The following is a 22,798-nucleotide window of genomic DNA, read 5'->3' on the forward strand; positions in this document are numbered from 1 at the left end:
GGCATGTACATCTCCGTCTCCGACCGGAACGGCGGCAAGAAGGACGCGCAACCGGCATTGGACGACTCCACCGTGCCCCAGCGGGCTTTCCGCCTGTCGCCCGTCATCCTCTGGCTGGGTGTTGTCAGTATGTTCACCGATGTCTCCTCTGAATCGGTATCGGCAGTCCTTCCCCTTTACATCACCGGGTTCCTCGGCCTGTCCGCCATTGCCTTCGGAATACTTGACGGCATCAACCAAGGCGCGAGCGCCATTGTCAGGATCGCCGCGGGGTGGGCAGCGGACCGGAGCGGAAGTCCGAAACGAATTGCACTCGCGGGCTACGGGCTGTCCATGGTGGCCAGGGTCGGTTTCCTTTTCGCCGGCGGCTTCTGGGCGCTGACGGCCATAGTTACCGGCGACCGGATCGGTAAGGGCATCCGGACGGCACCGCGGGACGCGCTCATCACCGTGTCCGCCCAGCCCGAGTACCTGGCGCGTCACTTCGGCGTGCACCGGATGCTGGACAACATCGGTGCTGCAAGCGGCCCGTTGCTGGCATTCTTCATCCTCATGCTGATCCCCAACGGCTACGGCACCCTCTTTGTGGTCTCCCTTGCCTTCGCAGTGATTGGCGTGGCCGCACTCGCACTCTTGGTACCCAACCTGAAGACGGGGACCCCGGCAGGACCGGCGCCCGAACGGCGCCCCGGCCCGGTCTTCGTCTTTCGCTGGAGCCTTTTGCGCGAGCCCGGCCTTGGCCGGCTGCTTGTAGCCTCCGGGCTCCTCGGGCTGCTGACCGTCGGCGACGGCTTCATCTACCTGGTCCTGCAGAACCGGGACTCCTTTGCGGTGCAGTGGTTCCCGCTGCTGTATGTGGGCACGAATGTCGTATTCCTCATTCTCGCGATCCCGCTTGGCAAGCTGGCCGACCGCTGGGGAAAGGCGAGAGTCTTTGTGGCGGGGCACGTGGCGCTCCTGTTGTGCTATCTCCTCGCGGCTGCACCGCTTGGCGGATTTGGTCCGACGCTGGCCTGCCTTGTCCTGCTCGGAGCCTTCTATGCTGCAACCGATGGTGTTCTCGCCGCCCTGGCAAGCCAGCTCACACCGCCGGAGAAGCTGGCCACGGGCATCGGTGCAGCCCAGACAGTTGTGGCCCTGAGCCGTATGGCCGCTTCGGCCGGCTTCGGTGTCCTGTGGTTCACGCTTGGTCCATCAACGGCAATGGTGGTGGTGGGCGGCTGCCTTGCGGCCGCCGTGCCGGCCGCACTGCTGATCCTGCGGGCCGGAACGCGCCAAAGGCACACAGCTTGAGCCCCGGGAGCGGCAGGCAGCGCTGGATCATCCTGTTGGTGATCACTGCGGTGGTCCTCGCGGGGGCCGGTTCCTATGCTGTTATCGCGTTCCAGCGGTTCCAGGAAAGCCGCTCGGCAGCGTCCGCGGTCAGCGTGGCGTCCGGAGGCGTTCTTCCTGCGGCTGCTTTTGTCCTGTTCCGCAATACGGCGCCGGGGCAGGGGTACGGGATGGCCGCCACTGTCCCGCTGGGGGAGCCCGCCGGGCAGCGGTACCTGGCTCCCGAGGCTTGCGACCGGATCTACGGCACCGCCCGGACTATCGTTTGCCTGAAGACAAACCGGGGCCTCGTTACCAACTTCGAGGCGTTGCTGCTGAACCGGGACTGGCAAACCACCAGCCGGTGGGCGGTGCCGGGGATGCCCAGCCGCACACGGATGAGTGCTGACGGCTCGCTGGTGTCCGCAACGGTGTTTGTCACCGGCCACTCCTATGGCGCTTCGGGTTTCTCGACGGAAACGTCCATCAGCCGGACTGACGGAAGCCCTGTCACCGGAAGCCTGGAAGGGTTTGCCCTCCTGGTCAACGGAGCACAGGTGACGGCGGCCGACCGGAACATCTGGGGTGTGACCTTCGTCCCCGGGGACGGGGACGCGTTCTATGCCACGGCGGCGTCGTCGGGCCGCATCTGGCTGGTCAAAGGCAGCATCTCGGCCAGGACCCTTACGGCAATTCACGACGGCGTCGAATGCCCGTCGGTGTCGCCTGACGGTACCCGCGTTGCCTACAAGAAGAACACTGGAACCCCTTTGGCCGCTCATTGGAAGATCGCCATCCTGGATCTCGCCGACGGAAACGAAACGGTGTTGTCGGAGGCCCGCAGCGTTGACGACCAGGTCGAATGGCTCGATGACGGGACTCTGCTTTACGGACTGCCCCGTGACGGCGCCGAGGGCGACAGCGACATTTGGCAGATCGGGGCTGATCGTTCCGCCCGGGCGTCCCTGTACATAGAGCACGCCTGGTCGCCATCCGTGGTCCGCTAACCCCCGCCTCCCGTGCCACGTCTTCCGGTCCGGTCTACCGCGGGGCGAAGACCACGTCCACGAAGTAGTTAGTCGAATTGCTCGACTGGTTGGGAACCGCCGTTCCCGACCCAAATCGGTACAGCCCGTTGTTGTTGGCCCGGGCGGTCAGGGCGCCGCTTGTCCACGCCTTTGTGAAGAAGTTTGGCGTGTAAGAGTAGCGGCCCGCTGGCGCGTTGTAGGAAACGATGTAGGTGGTTCCGACTGTCAGTGCTATTGGAGTCGGGAGCGTGGCAGTCTGCCATCCGCTTGCTGTTTCATTAGTGAACGTCACTTTGGCCAGGCGCACTCCCGAGGCCGTCCAGAGCGAACCTGTGTGTGTTCCTGTGTTGGCGGTGCCCTTGTGGAAGCGGACGGCCGTGACGGAACCGGCGGCTGACGCGCTGAAAGCCACCCCGAGCTCCACCGCCCGGACATCCGTCGACGCCGCGATCTGCGGAAGCAGGGACGCGAAGAGGGACTGCGAGGGCGGCGGCGGAGTGAGGGTGGTGAATTGCCAGGAGGTGGGTGCGAGCGCCGCCCCGGCCAGCGAGATGACATTCGCGGCGCTCGCCGTGATGACGGTGTTAGCCGGGAGCTGTTGTGCCGGCGTGAATGTCACCGTGCGGCCGTCCGAAGACAACGCCGACGTCCCCGCAATGTTGGTTCCGCCGGCAGTCAGGACAAGGGAAGCGCCGGGTTGCACGGCGGAGGAGAGGGTCAGGCTCGGCTGGGCATTCAATGCCACCGCGGTGGCATTAGGGGCCGGCGACTGTGCAGTGACGGTCAGCGGCTCCGGGGGAGGTGCCACCGCCGAGGTCTGGAAGACCAGGTCAACAAGGTAGCTGGAGCTGGAGGAAGAGCCTGGGAAGTCTCCGCTGTACGAGTACCCGCCTGAGTCCGCGGCCGTCCGCAACGGTCCGCTGGTGAACCCGGTGGTGAATCCGCCGGGAGTGGCCGAATAGGTGCCCGTCGGCGACTTGTAGGCTGCCACGTATTCGGTGTCCGCGGCGATCGTTACGGGCTGGCTGAACGTTGCCGTTTGCCACCCGGCAGTGGACTCGGCGGTGAACGTTACGGTCGCGAGCTGTTGGCCCGTGATGCTGAAGAGGCTTCCGGTATGGGTTCCGGTGTTACCCGCGGCTTTGTAGAAGCGGATACCGGTGACCTGCCCGCTGGCCGAGCTCGCAAAGCGGACGCCCAGGGCCACGGCGGCTCCGTCCTTGATTTCCATGACAGCCGGCGTCACCGTGTCCTGGTAGAGGGTGCAGGGACACGTGCCGTCGGTCCGAGGGAGCGGAACGGTGGTGAATGTCCAGCTTCCGCCCGCGCTGAGCACCTGGTCAGTTGTGGAGGTGGCTGTCAGCGTGGCTGTGTAGCTGGTGGCTGCCGTCAGCGGCGCAGACGGGGTGAAGGTCACCTTGCCGGACGCTGAGTCGTAGCTCGTGGTGCCGGAAATGTTCGTGCCGCCCGGTCCTGCCAGGGTGAGCCGGACACTCGATGCGGTAGCCGGTTTGGAGAACGTCGCTCCGACGGTCGTGTCCAGTGCAACACTGGAAGAACCGGGAATCGGTGTCTGCGCACCCGCTACGAATGCCGGCTCCGGATATTGGACCACGACATCCACCAGATAGCTCGCAGTGGAGCGGACATTCGGGAAGTCGCTGCTGTACGAGTAGGCGCCTGCATCGGAGTTTGCCCGCAGGTTACCGACGGTCAGTCCCGGACCAAAGCCGTTAACCGTCGCGGAGTAGGCTCCGGTCGAGGTCTTGTAGGCCATGATGTACTCCGTGTTCGCGGACATCCCCACTGGCTGGTTGAAGTATGCCGTTTGCCAGCCGGCGGTGCTTTCATTTGCGAAGGTCGCCGTTGCCAGTTGCTGCCCGGCGGCCGTGAACAGCGTGCCGGTATGGGTACCGGTGTTTCCGGCGGACTTGTAGAAGCGGACGCCGGTGACGGTACCGTCTGCGGCGCTCCAGAAACGGATGCCCAGGGTTACCGGCACGCCGTCCCTGATCTCCTGGATTCCGGGGAGGACCGAGTCGTCGTAGAAGCTGCACGGGCAGCTTCCCGGAGACGGCGGGGAGAGCACTGTTGTGAACGACCATGTTCCGCCGTCCGTCAGGGATCCGCCGGTGGTGGCAGTGGCGCTGAGCGTGGCGGTGTAAGTCGTCGCAAGGGCCAGGGCGGCACCCGGCGTGAACGTCACCTTTCGTGTTGTTGAATCGTAGGCAGTGGTGCCGCCAACAGTGGTGCCGTCTGCCGCTTTCAAAGTAAGTTGCACGCTGGACGCTGTGACCGGCTTGGAGAAGACAGCTCCGGCGGTGGTTGCCTGGGGGACACTGGATGATCCGCCCAGCGGCCATTGTCCGGAGGCCGTCAGAGGGGTGTTGTCCACCGTGTCGAAGACCGCATCAACGAAATAGTTGCCGTTGCCGAAGCTGTTCTGCGGGAAGGCATCGGGACCGCCGAAGACGCCGGCAGGGTCGCTACCGAACCCGCCCGCCACCGTAAGGGGCGCTTCGGTGAAGCCGAAGCTGGCCCACTGGTAGTCCTTGATGGCGTAGTGGCCTTTGGGGGCTGTGTAGGACACCGTGTATTTCTGCCCCGCCGAAACGGCTACCGGCTGGCTGAACAGGACCTTCTGCCATCCTGAGGCTGATTCGGACGTGAAGGTGGCGGTTGCCAGCCGTTGTCCGGATGAATTCCACAGGGAACCGGTGTGGGTTCCGGTATTGCCGGTGCTCTTGTAGAAGCGGACACCGGTGATGAAGCCGTCCACGCTCGGCGTGATCTTCATGCCGAGCTCGTAGGCGCCGCCGTCCTGGGAATCGGGCACTGCGGGGACCTGCTGGCCGAAGACCGTGTAGGGGCCGCTCACCTGCAGGTTTCGCGTCGAGGCGGTGCCGATGTTGGCGCTGTCGTCCACGGCGCGCACCTTGATGCTGGCGGTGTTGAGCCCTTTTTGAATATAGGTGTAAGTCCAGTTTTGTTTGCCCTGGGCGGGGTGCCAGGTGGTCCCGTCGTCGGTGGAGACTTCCACTCCGGCTACGATGCCGCCCGTATCACTGGCTGTACCGGACACCGTGATGCTGCTGCCGTGCGCGATGACGGCCCCTTCGGCCGGGGAGGAAATGGAAGCTGTTGGTGCTGCCGAATCACTGCTGGCAGTTGCCGCGGCCAGGGCCGGATCCCGCGTCCCCGGCTGGGCGCCCATGTCCGCCAGCAGGTTGATCTGGGCTTGCTGCATCCGGGGGTCCGCGGGGGCGCCGGCGCCGTCATGCTCCTGGTCCAGGCCCCACGTCCACTGGACCGTGCCGGCCGAGAAGACCAGCGCTCCGCCCGGTGCACGGTACATCGTGGTGTTGTGTGTGGTTGTCCCGGGTTTCACGGTGTTGCCGAAATCCTGGAGATACTCCGGCGTTGCGCCGGTCGTCGTCGACAACCTGATCAGACCTGCGGGCCGGAACCCGTTGTCCAGGTCCTCGTTGGACTCGTAGCCCACGGTGTGAGGAGCCAGTTGGGCAGAGGTTCCCGTGGCGAGGGAGGCCAGGGACGTATTCCGCCAGAGACGCGATTTGCCCTCTGCGGCACTGACGGTGATGGGAAGATCCGTGTAGTTGGACATGTACAGGGTCCCGCTCACACTGTTTTCAGGCAGTCCTCCACCGTTGGCCTGGGAGGCGAACCTGGGGTCCCGCCAGGTTCCCGTCCACTGCGTGCTCGGGTCTATTTTTGCGTTGGCCCATGTCTCTTTGTAGGACGTGATTGTTCGTCCGGCAGCGCCGTCCACGGGCGACGGCTCGATCCGCGTGCGCCAGTACATTTCATTGCCGGACAGGAACTGCAAGTTCACGCCGGCATCGCGCGCGGCCTGGACATTGGCCCGCTGGGGTCCGGACCAGTATTCGTCGTGGCCGACGGAGAGGAAGACCTTGTGGTTGAGAAGCTGGCTGCCGTTGCTGGCCGTGTCAAGGCCGCTGATGTAGCTGACGTCGTAGCCGTTCTTCTCCAGGAAACGCACCATTGGGTATTCATTGCTGAAGTAGAAGTCCCGGCCCGACGGGCCGCCTCGCGTGGCAACGGGCCGGTTGTAGCTGACTTTGTACGCTCTGCCGTTGGTCCCGTAGTAGAAGTTCGAACCGCCGTAGTCGTTGTACGCCTGCCATGTTGTATCGGAGGTCTGGAAGACTACATCCGAGTGGCTGCCGTCCGAGCGGACTATGAACGTGATATGGCTCGAACCTCCGGTATCCGGGCGCTTCAGGAGGGCGACGTATACCCCGGAAACGGCAGTGGCGGGAACCTGCCACGTTGCGGACACGGCCCAGGTCCCGCAGTCATAGAGGCCTGTTGCCACGTCGTTAAGGCACTGTGGCTGTGATTGCCGGAATGCGACGGGTGTGACGTCGGCGATCTTGCGGGCACCGAGGCCCTGGTACCAGCCGGTCCGGTAGATGGCAATGCTGTAATTCGACGCGTTGGTGTCAATCTTGAAGTTGATCGGTTGGCCGGCGTTGACACTGATGCCGGTGGCAAATCCCTGAATGTCCGAATCACCGGCACCCGTGATGTCCCACTCCGACGACGGGGTCCCTGGCTTGGAATTTTCGCAGGCAATGGCGTTCACAACGGGAGCGCAGGGGTCCGCCGCGTATGCGAACGGTAAGAGCCAGGCGGGTGCTGCAGCCGGCAGGAGCGCGGCCACCATGGCTAATGCCAGCAGGAAGATGACCTGCTTGAAGGCTTTGAGCGTGCGATCGGCTGAGGGGACAGACATGTGAACTCCTGGAGTGAGTGCGCAGTTGCAAATCGGGCGGTGCTATGTGCACTGCCCTGCAAGCCGCCCCCCGGCGCAGCCAAACCAAGATATTCAGTTGTCGTCCAGCAAAAGGCTGCGTAGCTAACGCCCCTCACTGCATCATGGCCGGCCCAGCTCCGCTGGATCCTGCCAAGTCGAGCCGGTGTGAGACCACCGGGTCGAGCAGCGTCAAGCAACCTTTAGCCGCGAGTCTAAGGGCTTGCGGGAAGGCATGGCAAGGGTATGGGGGCCGCAACAGGCCAAAATCCGGGCTTTGTCGGAGGCAAGCAGTAGATTTAAGGCGGGAACTGCCCGCTTCAGCCACTCAGGAGATCCGAACCACCTTGCACCTCAAGAGCCTGACCGTCCGCGGATTCAAGTCGTTCGCGTCAGCTACGACGTTCGACTTCGAGCCGGGCGTCACCGCAGTGGTCGGTCCGAACGGCTCCGGTAAGTCGAACGTAGTGGATGCCCTGGCCTGGGTTATGGGCGAACAGGGCGCTAAGACACTCCGCGGCGGCAAGATGGAGGACGTCATCTTCGCGGGTACCTCCGGCCGCCCGCCGCTGGGCCGGGCCCACGTTTCGTTGACCATCGACAACACTGATGGCGCCCTCCCGATCGAGTACAGCGAAGTGACGATCTCCCGGACCCTTTTCCGCACCGGCGGGTCCGAGTACGCGATCAACGGTGCCGGCTGCCGTCTCCTGGACATCCAGGAGCTGCTCTCCGATTCCGGCCTGGGCCGGGAAATGCACGTCATCGTGGGGCAAGGCCAGCTGGACAAGGTCCTGCACGCAACGCCTGAGGACCGCCGCGGCTTCATCGAAGAGGCGGCAGGCATCCTCAAACACCGCCGGCGCAAGGAAAAAACGGTCCGGAAGCTGGAGGCGATGCAGGCAAACCTGCAGAGGCTGAGCGACCTTACCAGTGAAATCCGGCGACAGCTAACCCCTCTGGGCAAACAGGCGGAAGTGGCACGCCGGGCCCAAAGCGTCCAGTTTGACGTCCGGGACGCCCGTGCCAGGCTCCTGGCTGACGACCTGGTGCAGCTGCAGTCCGCCCTTGCCCAGGACGTGGCCGATGAATCCGCGCTGAAGGCGCGCCGGGCCATTGTGGAGGAGGGCCTCGAAAACGGTCGTCAGCGGCAGGCGGCGCTGGAACAACTCGCGGCCGAGGCAACTCCCCGGCTCAATGCTGCGCGTGACACCTGGTACCAGCTTTCAGCGGGGCGGGAAAGGTTCCGCTCTCTGGGGTCGCTTGCGGATGAACGCTGCCGGCTGCTGGGTGCTGCGGACGAGGTACCGGACTCCGGAAGGGATCCGGAGCAGCTCGAAAGGAATGCCGCCCGGGTCCGCGAAGAACAGGCCGCACTGGAAGAAGGGATTCTCCGAAAGCGCATAGCAATGGAAGCTGCGTCGGCAGCCAAGCAGGAAGCCGAAAGCGCTGCGAGTGCCGAAGACAAGCGGTTGGCTGCAGTGCTCCGAGCTGCCGCCGACCGCCGTGAGGGGCTGGCTAAATTGGCCGGACAGGTGGGTGCAGCGCGCTCACGCGTGGAAGCTGCACAGGCCGAGCTTGGCCGGCTTCGCGAATCCCAAGCGGCCGGCGATGAACGCCGACGCCGCGCCCAGAGCGAGTTCACGGCGCTGGAATCGCAGGTGGCAGGCGTGGAGGACGGCGAAGAATCCCTTGACGCTGATTACGAGGACGCCAGCGCTTTGCTGGACGCAACCCTGGCTGAGATCGAGGCGCTGAAGTCTGCCGAACGCGAGGGGGAACGGGAACGCGATTCTCTGCTGGCCAGACGGGATGCGCTGCAGCTTGGGCTCAACCGCAAGGACGGGTCGGGCCGGGTGGCAGATTCAGGATTGCCCGGGATCATAGGTCCCCTGGCATCAATGCTGTCCGTCGAGTCCGGTTATGAAGCGGCAATCGCCGCTGCGCTGGGAAACAGCTCGGATGCCGTCGTCGTCAGGGACGCCGGTACCGCCGTCGAGTCCCTTGAGCTGCTCAAGGCCGACGACGCCGGCCTTGCCTCGTTGCTGCTGGCGGTGCCGGCCGGGCGGGATGCCGCGGGACCGCCGTCCGCCGGCGCCGCGCCCCTTCCCGGGAGTGCCCGCTGGGCCGCTGACCTGGTCACTGCCTCTGCCGCCGGAATGACCGGGTTCCCGTCAACGCCGGTAGACGACGCCGGTGGGGGCGCCCCGATGGAGGCCCTTCTGCGCAGGCTGCTGGCGGGAACGGCCGTTACCGAGGACCTGGAGGCGGCGTCGACGCTCATCCGCGCGCAGCCCGGCCTGACGGTCGTGACCCGGGCGGGCGATGTCTTCACGGCATTCACCGTCCGGGGCGGCTCGGCGACTGCCCCGTCGTTGCTGGAGGTGCAGGCCGCCGTCGACGACGCCGAAACGAGGCTCGCCAGGGTCAGTGCTGAGCTTGAGCGGAACCGGTTCGCGCTCGCCGCTGCCCAGGCACGGAGGACCCAGGCCCAGGAACGTGCAGATGCCGCCTTGGAGCGGCTCCACGAATCCGATGCCCGGCTGGCGGCCGTGGCCGAAAGGCTGGGCCATTTGAACTCGGTGCTGCGGAGCGCCGTGGGTGAGAGCGAACGGCTTGGTGCGTCGCTAGCCAGGGCAGAGGCCAATATTGTGGCCGGAGAGGACGCCCTGCGGGCCGCAGTGGCGCGACTCGAGTCAGCCCGGCAGGCCCCTGAAGATGAGGAACCGTCGGCTGAACTCCGCGACGAGCTGGCTCTTGCGGCGTCTGCTGCGAGGTCGGCCGAGATGGAGGCCCGACTCTCACTGCGGAGCGCCGAAGAGCAACTGACCGCCACTCGCAACCGCGCCCTCTCCCTGGAACGGGCAGCGGCGGCGGAGCGCCGGGCACGGGAAGAAGCTGCTCAGCGCGCCCGCCGCCGCAGGATCCAGGCGCGCCGGGCGGCGGCTGTTTCAGCTGCCGTGGAGCAGGTCATCGCCTTCACCGACATCTCCGTGGAGCTTTCCATGCGTGCGCGGGATCTTGCGGAGGAAGAACGGGAGCTCCGGGACCGGGAACTCATGGAAGTGAGGTCACAGAACGATTCCCTGAGTCGCGAGCTCGCGGAATTGACGGATTCGGTGCACCGCGATGAGCTTGCCCGCACCCAGCAGAGGCTGCGGATTGAAGCCCTCGAATTGCGGTCCGTGGAGGAACTCGGCCTATCACCGGACCAGCTCGTGGCAGACTATGGCCCCGACCAGCCGGTGCCGGTGCCGGCGGGTGCCTCCGATGACAAGTGGGCGGCCCTCCGGGCGCCGGTGGACGAGGAAGGCAGGCCGGTCGTGGAAGGCAAGCCGTTCGTCCGCGACGAGCAGGAGAAACGGCTCCGCAAAGCTGAACGGGACCTGTCTTCACTGGGGCGGGTGAATCCGCTGGCGCTGGAGGAATTCGCCGCGTTGGAGGAACGGCACCAGTTCCTCAGCAGCCAACTCGAGGACCTCAAATCCAGCCGCAAGGACCTGCTGGACATCATCAAGGAAGTGGACGACCGGGTCCAGAAGGTGTTCGCCGAAGCGTTCGCGGACACCTCGGCGCAGTTCGTCCGTGTTTTCGCCCGGCTCTTCCCGGGCGGTGAAGGCCGGCTCATCCTGACCGACCCGTCGGACATGCTCACCACCGGCATTGAAGTGGAGGCGCGCCCGGCCGGTAAGAAGATCAAGCGGCTCTCCCTGCTGTCCGGTGGCGAGCGTTCCCTGACGGCGGTGGCACTGCTGGTGGCCATCTTCAAAGCGAGGCCATCGCCGTTCTATGTCATGGACGAGGTGGAGGCCGCCCTGGACGACACCAACCTGGGCCGGCTGATCACGATTTTCGAGGAACTCCGCGAGTCCAGCCAGCTGATTGTCATCACGCACCAAAAACGGACCATGGAGGTCGCCGACGCGCTCTACGGCGTCACCATGCGGGGCGACGGGGTATCAACCGTCATCAGCCAGCGGCTCGGCGCGGACGTTTAGCAGCCCGGCCGGCAGCATTTCAGGTGTGGCACATGTGCGAAACGTGTGTGAGAAGCTAGGGGAGTGAATGACATCCTCCCCATTATCCTTGCCATCCTTGCTGCCCTGGTGGTCATTGGCGGACTGATCCCGGTCCTCCTGAAGACCCGCCGGAACATCACCAAGTACCCCGGTACGCGCGACGCCAACGATCCCGTCGAACCCTTGCGCGGGCCGGGCGGAACGCTGGTGGAGGACCGTCCGGCGGTGACGCCGGAGCGCAGGGCGCCCGGCGCCGTCGACCTCGAAGGGCTGGAGGCCGCCGAGGTACCAGATGACGCGGCGGGGCTCGAGACCATTGCAGTAGAGACACCGTTGCCCGTTGCAGGACGGCTGACGAGACTCCGGGAACGCCTTGTCAGGTCCAACAACATCCTCGGCAAGGGCCTGCTGGCGCTCCTGTCCAGCGACAAGATTGATGAGGACGTCTGGGATGAGGTCGAGGAAACCCTCCTGCTGGCCGATCTTGGCACCGAGCCGACCATGCAGCTGGTCGACGCCCTCCGGGAGCGCGTCAAGGTGCTGGGTACACGGACCCCCGAGCAGGTCAAGGCCCTGCTTCGCGAAGAACTGATCAAACTCGTGGACCCGACCATGGACCGCAGCCTCCGTACTGAACGCCACGCCGACAAGCCCGCCGTCATGATGGTGGTGGGCGTCAACGGCGTCGGTAAGACCACCACGGTGGGCAAGCTCGCACGCGTCCTCGTGGCCGAGGACAAAGACGTTCTGCTGGGCGCTGCGGACACTTTCCGTGCAGCCGCCGCGGAGCAGCTCGCCACGTGGGGCCAGCGCGTCGGCGTTCCCACTGTGAAGTCCGACGTCGACGGCGCCGATCCCGCTTCTGTCGCCTACGAAGCGGTCAAGGCAGGCATCGACCAGGAAGTCGACGTGGTGATGATCGACACCGCCGGCCGGCTCCAAAACAAAGTGGGCCTCATGGACGAGCTTGGCAAGGTCAAGCGCGTCATCGAGAAGCTTGCCGAGGTGGACGAAGTCCTTTTGGTGCTGGATGCCACCACCGGACAGAACGGCCTGAACCAGGCACGCGTGTTTTCCGAAGTAGTCAACATCACCGGCATTGTGCTCACCAAGCTGGACGGAACCGCGAAGGGCGGCATCGTGGTGGCCATCCAGAAGACGCTCGGGGTGCCGGTCAAGCTGATCGGACTGGGCGAAGGCGCGGATGATCTTGCCCCGTTCGATGCAGAGAGCTTCGTGGACGCCCTCCTGAACTAGGCGGGCCGCTTGAGGGTCTCTCGGGCGGGAAGCCAGCCGGCCGCGGCCACGACGAGCACGCCGCCGGTTACGCCGAATGCCCACCCGTACCCGAGCCGGTCCGCCAGGAGCCCGGCAAGGACCGGGCCGATGATGGCGCCGGCGTCGGACACCATTTGGAAGACGGCCAGCACGCGGCCGCCGGAGCGTCCGTTGCCGATTACATCGGCGATGGCGGCCTGCTGGGCCGGGCCCAGCAGGCCGGAGCCTATTCCGGCGACTGCGGAGGCCGCCAGGAACCAGGTCATGTCGTGGGTCAGGCCGATGCCTGCGGTCGCTACGCCGGTGAGGAGCAGCCCGGAGATCATCAACGGCTTGCGGCCCAGGCTGTCGGCAAGTTTCCCTGAGACCGTTAACGCTGCCGCGTTGCCGCCGGCAAAGACCGCCAGCGCCCAGCCCGCGGCAGCCGGTCCGGCGTTGAGTGCAGCCACGGCGAAAAGCGGGACGGTGGCCATGCGGACACCGAAGGTCGCCCAGCCGTTGGCGAAGCTGGAGAACAGCCCCGCACGGTAGGCGCTGTCGTGCAAGGCCTCACCGAGCCTCATGGCCGGTTCCGTACTGCCATCTTTCCGTGACTTGCCGGGAACGTGGCTGAGTTGCGTCTGGACCACCAGCGCGGCCAGCACCAGTGCGGCGGCGTACGCCAGGAACGGGATGCGGAGGCCGAAACCGGCAAGCATTCCGCCGACGATGGGGCCGCACACGTTGCCGATGAGGAATGCGGAAGCATAGGCGCCGGAGACGCGTCCGCGGCTTTCCGGCGGGGCCAGCCGGATTACCAGCGCCATGGACGCCACCGTGAACATCACCGAGCCGGCGCCACCCAGGCCCCGGAAAATGAGCAGCTGCCAATAATTTTGTGCAAAAGCGCATGCCGCCGTGGAGCCCGCCACGATCAACAGGCCGGCCACGTAGACCGGACGTTCGCCCAGCTTCACGATCAGCGCGCCGCCTGCAGGTGCAAACAGCAGCCGCATGAAGGCAAAAATACTGACGATCACCGCGGCGGCCGTTGCCCCGACGTCGAACGTGGTGGCGAACTGGGGCAATACCGGCGCCACCAGTCCGAAACCGAGCGCGATCAGGAACGCAGCGGCCAGCATCACCTTGATATCGCGGGGGAGGCGTGTGGGCGACGGCTGTGCTGCAGCGTCGGGGTGGTCGGATTGGCCGCCATTCCGGCGGGGCAGGGCCTTGCCGGGGCGGAAACGATCGGTCATGGTGCCGGGGTCCTTGCAGGGTGCTGTGGAAGTGCGGTTTGGGACTGGTGAAACATAACCGTAACAAGCAGGATATGCACCATTTACTTCCGGGAGGTTGTTGTAACAACCCGGACATCTAATTCCTCCGCCGGCGAAACACTGCCCGGCAAAAATCGTCTAAGAACGCAAAAAGGCGTTGGGCAAGCGGGGAAATCCGCAGGATCAACTAAGCATCTAGGCAAGGGAGGACGTGCACCATGGAACTTACCGCAGGTCACGTATGGCTCATGGTTGCGGCGGCACTCGTGCTGTTCATGACACCAGGGCTGGCATTTTTCTACGGCGGCATGACGCGTGCGAAAGCCGCGCTGAACATGATGATGATGAGCTTCATCTCCATCGGCATGGTCGGCGTGGTGTGGGTGCTCTGGGGCGCATCGATGAGCTCCGGCGAAGGCTTCATGCAGATCGTCGGCAACCCGTTCGCAACCTTCGGACTTGAAGGCATCACCACTCCGGACGGGCTTATCAAGGTCGGCTACGCAGCAACGTTCGCCATCATCACGGTGGCACTGATCAGCGGCGCCATCGCGGACCGCGCAAAGTTCGGTGCTTGGACGGTATTCGTCCCCGTCTGGGTAACGCTGGTTTACTGCCCGATCGCCTACATGGTCTGGGGCGGCGGCCTCTTCGGGCCCGAAGGCGCTGTCGGCCAGGCCCTCGGCCCGGCAATCGACTTCGCCGGCGGCACCGTGGTCCACATCAACGCCGGTGTTGCAGCCCTGATCCTTGTCCTGATCATCGGCAACCGCAAGGGCTTCGGCAAGGACCCGAACCACCGTCCCCACAACATCCCGTTCGTGATGCTCGGCGCGGCCATCCTGTGGTTCGGCTGGTTCGGCTTCAACGGTGGCGCGGCAACCACGGCGGAACAGGGCGGCCTCATCTGGGTCAACACCCTTGCCGCACCGGCAGCTGCCATGCTCGGCTGGCTGATCACCGAACGAATCCGCGACGGCCACCCCACGTCCCTGGGTGCAGCTTCCGGTGTTGTTGCCGGCCTGGTCGCCATCACCCCGGCCTGCGCCAACGTGAGCCCGATCGGTGCACTTGGCCTGGGCGTCGTTGCCGGTGTGGCGTCCGCCCTGGCAGTTGGCCTCAAGTTCCGCTGGGGCTTCGACGACTCGCTGGACGTCGTCGGCGTCCACCTCGTGTCGGGCATCATCGGCACGGTCGCCCTGGGCTTCATCGCCCTCCCGGTTGAAGGCGTCGGCGGCGGCCTGTTCTACGGCGGCGGCCTGACCCAGCTGTGGGCACAGCTTGCAGCGGCGGGCATCGCCATCGCTTACTCGGCCGTCCTGACCACCGTGATCGCACTGGCCATCCACAAGACCATGGGCTTCCGCGTCTCCCAGGAACAGGAAGTGGTGGGCGTGGACCTGAGCCTGCACGCAGAAACTGCCTACGAGTTCGGCGTCGGTGGCCACGGCGGGAGCTTCCAGCCGCTGCATGAACTGATCACCGGCAAGCAGTCCGAGGAGTCCGCTCCAGTAACCGAAAACGGCAAGAAGACTGACGCAGCAACAGGTAAGGAAAGTGTGGGGGCATGAAACTGATCACAGCAATCGTCCGGCCGGAAAAGCTCGACTCCATCCGGGAGGGGCTCGAATCCTACGGTGTGCAGGGCCTCACGGTCAGCGCGGCCAGCGGATACGGCAGGCAGCGCGGCTACACCGAGGTGTACCGCGGGGCTGAGTACAACGTGGACCTGCTTCCCAAGATCCGCGTTGAGGTCCTGGCCACGGACGAACAGGCGGACGACATCCTGGATGTCATCATCGCCAGCTCCAACACGGGTCGTGCCGGCGACGGCAAGGTCTGGACGGTGGACGTTTTTGAAGCCGTAAGGGTACGAACGGGAGAACGCGGCTCGGCCGCAATCTAGCCCACGCACCAAGCATGAAGCGGGCCGCTACCTTCTGGTAGCGGCCCGCTTTGTGCATGAGGAATTCCCTAGACGGGCCAGCCTTCGGGCCCCGATGTTCCAGCCGCGTAATCCTCCAGCGGAACGCTGCCGCGGCCCCATGCCTTGATGACCGGCTCAATGATCCGCCAGCAGTCCTCCGCGGTATCCGCCCGCACGGACAGCAGCGGATCACCGGTGAGGACGCCCTCAAGGACTTCGCCATAGGGAAGCAGGTCGGATGCGCTGAGTTCGGCGTTGAGGGTGGCCCGGTCAAGGCTTAGGACGTTGCCCGGGCCGTTTACGTCGACGTCGAACTGCAGCGTGTCTGGCCCGAACCCGATGCGGAGCTGATTGGGTGAATCGACGCCGGTGAAACCCTTGGGAAGGTGTGGCACCGGCTTGAAGGTGACCACGGCTTCCTTGCGTTTTGCCCCGAGTGCTTTGCCGGAACGGAGGATGAAGGGCACTCCTGCCCAGCGCCAGTTGTCGATATCCACCTGCACCTCGGCGAGTGTCTCGGTGTTCCTGGACGCGTCCACACCCTTTTCCTTGGCGTAGTCCGGAACCTTCCGGCCGTCGATGGACCCGGCCGTGTACCGGGCACGGCGAGTGCTAGACCGGTAGGGGGCCTTGACGCTGCTGGCGCGAAGGAGCGTGGCCACCGCGTCCCGCAGGTCACGCTCGTCAACCGAAGCCGGCGGCTCGATGGCCATCAGTGCCATGATCTGCAGCAGATGGCTCTGGATCATGTCCCTGAGCGCGCCGGCGGCGTCGTAGTAACGGGCGCGGCCTTCGAGTGCGAGGTCCTCGTCGAAGATGACCTCCACCTTCTCGATGTAGTCGCGGTTCCAGACCGGCTCCAGGAAGGTGTTCGCGAAGCGCAGGCCGAGGATGTTCAGAACCGTTGCCTTGCCCAGGAAGTGGTCCACCCGGTGGATGTGGTCTTCGGGGACCAACGCCGCGAGGGTCTGGTTGAGGTGGCGGGCGGAATCCTCGCTGGAGCCGAAGGGCTTTTCCATCACGAGCCGGGTACCGGGCGGCACTTCCTCCGGGGCCAGCACCTCGCACGCCTTTTGGCTGACGTGTGGCGGAAGGGCGAAGTACACCGCCGCCGGAGCCTCGAGGCGGGACAGCAGGGAAGCCAGCTCCCCGCCCGCAGTCACGTCAAGCTGGTGGTACACGGTTGTTCCCGCGAGCCGCTTGAGTTCGCGTTTGCCGGCCACGTCCGCCTGGGAGTTCGAGTCGGCAAAGGCCGTCTCGACGCGTTCCAGCCATTGTTCCTGGGTCCAGGGATCCGAGCCGGCTCCCACGAGCGTAAGGCCGCCAGCGCGTCCCCTGGCAGCCAGGCGGGCCAGTCCGGGCAGCAGGAGCCGGCCGGTGAGGTCCCCGGACGCGCCGAGGATGAGCAGTGTTTTTACAGTGGTTTGGGCGGCCATCCTGCCAGCATGCCATCTTGAAGGGCTGTCTTGGTACCCTAGATAGTCGAGTCCCGTTGTCGAGGCAGTTGGTCCAGGCCAATAACAGTCACGACTCTGGCGCGCCGCACCGGCCGCCAGCTGTAGATCCACTGAAAGAAGTGCACGGCGCGTGTTCAATTCACTCTCTGACCGGTTGACAGCAACCTTCAAGAATCTTCGCGGCAAGGGCCGCCTCACCGAGGCGGACGTTGACGCCACGGTCCGCGAGATCCGGCGGGCCCTCCTGGACGCTGACGTTGCCGTGCCCGTGGTCCGCGAGTTCACGGGCCGGGTGCGCGAGCGGGCCCTGGGTGCCGAGGTGTCCGGTGCGCTGAACCCCAGCCAGCAGATCGTCAAGATCGTCAATGAGGAACTCGTCGAAATCCTGGGCGGCGAGACCCGGCGTATCCGCCTGGCCAAGACCGGCCCCACCATCATCATGCTGGCGGGCCTCCAGGGTGCCGGCAAGACCACCCTCGCCGGCAAGCTGTCCAAATGGCTGAAGTCCCAGGGCCACAGCCCCATGCTCGTGGCCTGCGACCTCCAGCGGCCCAATGCTGTCAACCAGCTACAGGTTGTGGGCCAGCGCGCCGGGGTTCCCGTCTTCGCCCCGCACCCGGGTGCCACCTCCATGGAGCTGGAACACCCGGCCGGCGACCCCGTGGCAGTTGCCCGCGCCGGCGTCGAGGAAGCGCGTCAGAAGCTTCACGATGTCGTTATTGTGGACACCGCCGGCCGGCTCGGTGTGGATGCCGAAATGATGGAGCAGGCGCGCCAGATCCGCCGGGCGATCGTCCCCAACGAAGTGCTCTTCGTCATCGACTCGATGATCGGACAGGACGCCGTCAACACGGCGCTTGCCTTCGATGAAGGAGTCAACTTCACGGGTATCGTGCTTTCCAAGCTCGACGGCGACGCCCGCGGCGGTGCCGCCCTGTCCGTCGCGTCGGTCACCGGCAAGCCCGTCATGTTTGCCTCCACCGGCGAAGGCGTCGACGATTTTGAGTTGTTCCACCCGGACCGCATGGCGTCCCGCATCCTGGACATGGGTGACGTCCTCACCCTGATCGAACAGGCAGAAAAGTCCTGGGACAAAGACGAAGCCGCCCGGATGGCGAAGAAGTTCGCCGACCAGGAAGACTTCACCCTGGACGACTTCCTCGCGCAGATGCAGCAGATCCGCAACATGGGATCCATGAAGAAGATGCTCATGATGATGCCGGGCGCGCAGAACATCCGCCAGCAGCTGGAGCAGTTCGACGAACGTGAAATCGACCGGGTGGAAGCGATCGTTCGCTCCATGACGCCGCACGAGCGCGTTGCCCCCAAGATCATTAACGGCTCGCGCCGCGCACGCATCGCCAAGGGTTCGGGCATGCACGTCTCGGACGTCAACGGCCTGCTGGAGCGGTTCGCCCAGGCGCAGAAGATGATGAAGAAGATGGCTGCGGGCGGCGGAATGCCGGGCATGCCCGGAATGCCGGGCATGGGCGGCGGCGCAGGAGCCCGCAAGGGCGCCAGGAACGCGCCGAAGAAGAAGGCCAAGTCGGGAAACCCGGCCAAGGCAGCCCAGGAACTCCGGGATGCCGAGGCCAGGCGCGCTAGCGCCGGCAAGTCACTTCCGACCGGGGCCGCGTTCGGTCAGCAGGGAGCGGATTTCGATCCGTCACAGCTCAACCTGCCCAAGGGCTTCGACAAGTTCCTCGGCGGGAGCAAGTAGTTACTGGCGGTGCGGTTTTCCGCACGGGCAACATGCCTGCCGGCAGGATCAATGTCGACCGGCCGAATTGTCCGGCCATTGCCATAGGGTTGGGGCATGTTTAAGCAGCGCGTAGTGTTCGTCCACGGTTCGGGGGCCTTCGGGTCTGCCGCGTGGCCCAAGCAACACGGCATGGCCCTGGCCTATGACGCACTGTTCCTGCGCCGCCACGGCTTCGACGCCGCTGCGGAGCCGCTCGAATCGGACTTCCAGGCGGACGCCGGGATTGTGCTCGGTGCCTTGGCGGACGATGGCCGGGGCACCGCCGGCGGACATGTGGTGGCCCATGCCCAGGGCGCCATTGCGGCGATGATGGCGGCCGTGGAACGACCGGACCTGGTGCATTCCCTCACTCTGGTGGAACCCGCCTGCCTGTCACTGACCGCCGAACTTCCCGCTACTGCTGCCCACCGCGCACTGATGCAGCCGCTATTCGACGTGCGGCACCAGCTCGGCGACGACGACTTCCAGCGGGAGTTTGTCCGGCGGGCATTTTCCGTGCACAGTGATGGCCCGGCCACGCCGGAAGCACTTAACGCCGCCCGCAGGCTACGGTTGCAGGCGCCTCCGTGGGAGGCGCCGCTGCAGATCGTGCCGGGTGTGCCCACGCTCGTCCTGACCGGCGGATGGGAACCGCTCTACGAGGAGATTGCCGGTTACCTGCGCGAAACCGGTGCCCAGCACCGCGTTGCCGCGGGCGGACACCGGCCTCAGGATTCGGTGGAGGGAGACCGGGTCATCCGGTCATTCATCGGAGAAGTCAGCAGGCGTCAGCACTCACAGGCGTCGTAGCGGCACCGTCGCCCGTCGCTGCACTGAGCCGGGCCGGTCGCCCGGGGGCTGGAACCTGCGGCTCGGGGAGGTAGACCTTGCCGCCGGCCGCCAGGAATTCGTTGCTCTTTTCACGCATGCCGGCCGCCATCTCGGCGAGTGCCGCCTGTGCTTCGGCTGAACCGTACTCGTCCCTGATGTCCTGGCTGATGCGCATGGAGCAGAACTTGGGCCCGCACATGGAGCAGAAGTGCGCAGTCTTGGCCGGTTCCGCGGGAAGCGTCTCGTCGTGGAAGGACTCGGCGGTGACCGGGTCCAGCGACAGGGCAAACTGGTCCCGCCAGCGGAACTCGAACCGGGCCTTGGACAGGGCGTCGTCGCGTTCGTGCGCGCCGGGGTGGCCCTTGGCCAGGTCGGCGGCATGGGCGGCAATCTTGTAGGTGATCACTCCGGTTTTGACATCGTCCTTGTTTGGCAGCCCCAAGTGTTCCTTGGGCGTGACGTAGCAGAGCATGGCTGTGCCGTACCGGGCGATTTCCGTGGCGCCGATGGCGGAGGTGATGTGGTCGTAGCCCGGGGCTATGTCCGTGACCAGCGGCCCCAGCGTGTAGAACGGTGCTCCCTTGCAGAGTTCCTGCTGGCGTTCCACGTTTTCGCGGACCAGGTGGAACGGCACGTGGCCGGGCCCTTCCACCATCACCTGCACGTCGAACTCCCAGGCACGCTGCGTCAGTTCGGCCAGGGTGTCGAGCTCGGCGAACTGGGCGGCGTCGTTCGCGTCCGCTGTTGCGCCGGGCCGCAGGCCGTCGCCCAGCGAGAACGCGACGTCGTATTTGGCAAAAATTTCGCAGAGCTCGTCGAAGTGCGTGTAGAGGAAGTTTTCCTGGTGGTGGGCAAGGCACCAGCCGGCCATGATGGAGCCGCCCCTGGAGACGATGCCCGTCACCCGGTTGGCCGTCAGCGGCACATACCGCAGCAGCACCCCGGCGTGGATGGTCATGTAGTCCACGCCTTGTTCGCACTGCTCGATCACGGTGTCGCGGAAAATTTCCCACGTCAGTTTGTTGGCCTCGCCGTTGACCTTCTCCAGGGCCTGGTAGATGGGAACGGTACCGATCGGCACGGGGGAGTTGCGGATGATCCACTCACGCGTGGTGTGGATGTCATCGCCAGTGGACAGGTCCATCACAGTGTCGGCGCCCCACAATGTGGCCCACTGCAGCTTGTCGACCTCCTCCGCGATGGAGCTCGTGACGGCCGAGTTGCCGATATTGGCGTTGATCTTCACGAGGAATGCCTTGCCGATGATCATCGGTTCGGATTCCGGGTGGTTGATGTTGTTGGGGATGATGGCGCGGCCGGCAGCCACTTCGCTGCGGACCAGCTCCACATCGCAGTTTTCGCGGAGTGCAACGAATTGCATCTCCGGCGTCACCACGCCCTGCCGGGCGTAGTGCATCTGCGTGACAGTCTTGCCTTCGACGGCGCGGCGGGGCACGGGCTGCGCGCCCTTCCACTCCGCGGACGCAGCGCCGCGGCGCACTGCCGACTTGCCGTCGTCCAGCAGGTTCCGTTCCCGGCCGCTGTAGGGCTCGGTGTCGGCCCGCGATTCGATCCACCGGGTCCTGAACGGTTCCAGCCCCACCACGGGATCGCTGCCTGGACCGGCGGTCCGGTATACGCGGAACGGCGGGTTGGCCGCCCCGCCCGGTGAGGCCTCAAGGGCAATTTCGGTCACAGGTACCCGGATCCCGGAGGCCTCGTCCGAAATGAATCCCAGCGAGTGGGACTTCAGGGACTGCGTTTCATTTTGGGCAGGGATCAGCTGTGTTTCTTGTGTATTCACGGAATACTCACTTCCTTCGCCGGCATTACCCGGACAGGTTCAACGGTCGCAGGCCGCGTCAGCCCGATCTCAGCCCTTGCAGGGGCACCCGTGTGGTCGTAGACGAAGCTACCACAGGGGCGGGGAGGGTCCACGTCACATGCCGGTCACAACAGGGAGGGTGGAAGGGCGGTTTAGGCTTGAAGCATGCGTGGCGTCATCGAATTCAGCGGGACCGTGCTCACCGCCCCGGACCAGGAGCGGCGGGGCCTCTGGTCTGTGGACGGCAGGCTGACGTTCACACGGCCGGCCGCTCCGCCTGACCTGGTGTTGAACGGCTGGGTGCTGCCGGGCCTGGTGGATGCGCATTGCCACATCGGACTCGGACCGGAGGGGGACGTTCCGGATTCCGTGGCTGGGGAACAGGCCGTTACAGACCGGAACGCCGGCACGCTGCTTGTCCGCGACGCCGGCGCCGTCCACGACACGCGCTGGCTCCAGCAGCGACCGGAGCTTCCACGCATCATCCGGGCCGGCCGCCACATCGCCAGGACCCGCCGCTACCTTCGGGGATTCGCCGTCGAAGTTGAGCCGGATGGGCTGGTGGAGGCCGTCCGCAAGCAGGCGATGGCGGGTGACGGCTGGGTCAAGCTCGTCGGGGACTGGATCGACCGCGACGCCGGCGATCTTTCGCCGTCGTTCCCCGCCGCAGTGGTGCGGGACGCTGTCCGCGCCGCCCACGACGAAGGTGCCAGGGTGACCGCCCACTGTTTCGCGGAGGACACCCTGGATGACATGCTCGACGCCGGCATCGACTGCATCGAACACGGAACCGGCCTGCTGCCGCGGCACGTGCCGCGTTTCGTGGAGCAGCGCGTTCCCATCGTTCCCACGCTGATCAACATTGCGACATTCCCGGACATCGCGAGCCGCGCGGAAGCGAAGTTTCCCGTGTACGCGGCGCACATGCGGGCGCTCTGGGAGCGACGGAACGAGCGCATCCTCGAGGCCTTCGAAGCCGGCGTCCCGATCTACGCCGGGACAGACGCGGGCAGCGTCATCGGCCACGGCCGGATAGTGGACGAGATCCAGGCACTCCATGCAGCCGGCCTGCCGGCGGCTTCAGCCCTGGACGCGGCTTCCTGGGCCGCGCGTGGGTGGCTGGGGGCGGACGGCATCGCCGAAGGTGCCAGCGCCGACGTTGTACTGTGCGAACGGGACCCCAGGCTCGACCCGGCAACACTGCGGGACCTCACGCACATCATTCTTCGCGGTCGGCAGCTCCACAAGGAATAAATTGAAGCTTCAAGTAATTTACTCTATGTAAGCGTCGTCGGTCGCCGGCGGCCACGTTTCGGGAGTTTGGAGT

At 65.4% G+C, this 22,798-nt stretch carries 13 protein-coding genes and 1 riboswitch; of the genes, 9 read left to right on the top strand and 4 right to left on the bottom strand.

Annotated elements, in window-relative coordinates:
- The first annotated feature begins 3 nt into the window (after positions 1–3).
- Both ACFVWT_RS05445 and ACFVWT_RS05450 read left to right on the top strand, forming a co-directional pair.
- A complete protein-coding gene (locus tag ACFVWT_RS05445) occupies positions 4–1,293 on the top strand; it encodes an MFS transporter (protein WP_390245927.1) in 1,290 nt (429 codons plus the stop codon).
- Positions 1,290–2,318: a TolB family protein gene (locus tag ACFVWT_RS05450; RefSeq protein ID WP_390245929.1), complete on the top strand. Its 1,029-nt coding sequence runs from the start codon at positions 1,290–1,292 to the stop codon at positions 2,316–2,318. The genes ACFVWT_RS05445 and ACFVWT_RS05450 overlap by 4 nt, the downstream gene beginning before the upstream one ends.
- 34 nt (positions 2,319–2,352) lie before the next feature.
- Here the strand turns inward: ACFVWT_RS05450 and ACFVWT_RS05455 are convergent, their stop codons facing one another.
- Complete coding sequence (locus ACFVWT_RS05455; RefSeq protein ID WP_390245931.1) at positions 2,353–7,116, bottom strand: DUF4082 domain-containing protein; 4,764 nt, start codon at positions 7,114–7,116, stop codon at positions 2,353–2,355.
- 365 nt (positions 7,117–7,481) lie between these two features.
- Here ACFVWT_RS05455 and smc point away from each other — a divergent pair, with 365 nt between their 5' ends.
- Together smc and ftsY are read left to right on the top strand one after the other, a co-directional pair.
- Entirely contained in the window at positions 7,482–11,132 is a 3,651-nt protein-coding gene (smc, locus tag ACFVWT_RS05460) for a chromosome segregation protein SMC (RefSeq protein WP_390245933.1), read from the top strand.
- Positions 11,133–11,195: 63 nt separating this feature from the next.
- Entirely contained in the window at positions 11,196–12,410 is a 1,215-nt protein-coding gene (gene ftsY, locus ACFVWT_RS05465) for a signal recognition particle-docking protein FtsY (protein WP_390245935.1), read from the top strand.
- Here the strand turns inward: ftsY and ACFVWT_RS05470 are convergent.
- Positions 12,407–13,552 (bottom strand): MFS transporter, encoded by a 1,146-nt coding sequence (locus ACFVWT_RS05470; protein ID WP_390247084.1) that lies wholly within the window; start codon positions 13,550–13,552, stop codon positions 12,407–12,409. The genes ftsY and ACFVWT_RS05470 overlap by 4 nt on opposite strands.
- Positions 13,553–13,908: 356 nt before the next feature.
- Here ACFVWT_RS05470 and ACFVWT_RS05475 point away from each other — a divergent pair, with 356 nt between their 5' ends.
- Together ACFVWT_RS05475 and ACFVWT_RS05480 are read left to right on the top strand one after the other, a co-directional pair.
- Positions 13,909–15,261, top strand: a complete 1,353-nt coding sequence (locus ACFVWT_RS05475) for an ammonium transporter (RefSeq protein WP_390245937.1) — start codon at positions 13,909–13,911, stop codon at positions 15,259–15,261.
- A complete protein-coding gene (locus ACFVWT_RS05480; protein ID WP_011692333.1) occupies positions 15,258–15,596 on the top strand; it encodes a P-II family nitrogen regulator in 339 nt (112 codons plus the stop codon). The genes ACFVWT_RS05475 and ACFVWT_RS05480 overlap by 4 nt, the downstream gene beginning before the upstream one ends.
- A gap of 68 nt (positions 15,597–15,664) precedes the next feature.
- Here ACFVWT_RS05480 and ACFVWT_RS05485 read toward each other — a convergent pair whose 3' ends face one another.
- A complete protein-coding gene (locus ACFVWT_RS05485) occupies positions 15,665–17,053 on the bottom strand; it encodes a glucose-6-phosphate dehydrogenase (protein WP_390245940.1) in 1,389 nt (462 codons plus the stop codon).
- Between the two features lie 151 nt (positions 17,054–17,204).
- On the opposite strand from ACFVWT_RS05485, the gene ffh reads away from it, so the two are divergent.
- A complete protein-coding gene (ffh, locus tag ACFVWT_RS05490) occupies positions 17,205–18,794 on the top strand; it encodes a signal recognition particle protein (RefSeq protein WP_390245942.1) in 1,590 nt (529 codons plus the stop codon).
- A gap of 96 nt (positions 18,795–18,890) precedes the next feature.
- Positions 18,891–19,625 carry an alpha/beta hydrolase gene (locus ACFVWT_RS05495; protein WP_390245944.1) on the top strand — a complete coding sequence of 245 codons (735 nt, stop codon included), beginning with the start codon at positions 18,891–18,893 and terminating at the stop codon, positions 19,623–19,625.
- On the opposite strand, the gene thiC is transcribed toward ACFVWT_RS05495, so the two are convergent.
- Complete coding sequence (thiC, locus tag ACFVWT_RS05500; RefSeq protein ID WP_390245946.1) at positions 19,594–21,450, bottom strand: phosphomethylpyrimidine synthase ThiC; 1,857 nt, start codon at positions 21,448–21,450, stop codon at positions 19,594–19,596. The two genes, ACFVWT_RS05495 and thiC, sit on opposite strands and share 32 nt — an antisense overlap.
- A riboswitch (TPP riboswitch) is annotated at positions 21,445–21,552 on the bottom strand. Its footprint overlaps the gene before it by 6 nt.
- An 84-nt stretch (positions 21,553–21,636) precedes the next feature.
- On the opposite strand from thiC, the gene ACFVWT_RS05505 reads away from it, so the two are divergent.
- On the top strand, positions 21,637–22,725 hold the full coding sequence (locus ACFVWT_RS05505; protein WP_390245948.1) for an amidohydrolase family protein: 1,089 nt from the start codon (positions 21,637–21,639) through the stop codon (positions 22,723–22,725).
- Positions 22,726–22,798 lie beyond the last annotated feature (73 nt).

Source organism: Arthrobacter sp. NPDC058288 (assembly GCF_042880995.1).
In the GTDB taxonomy this organism is placed as follows: Bacteria; Actinomycetota; Actinomycetes; order Actinomycetales; family Micrococcaceae; genus Arthrobacter.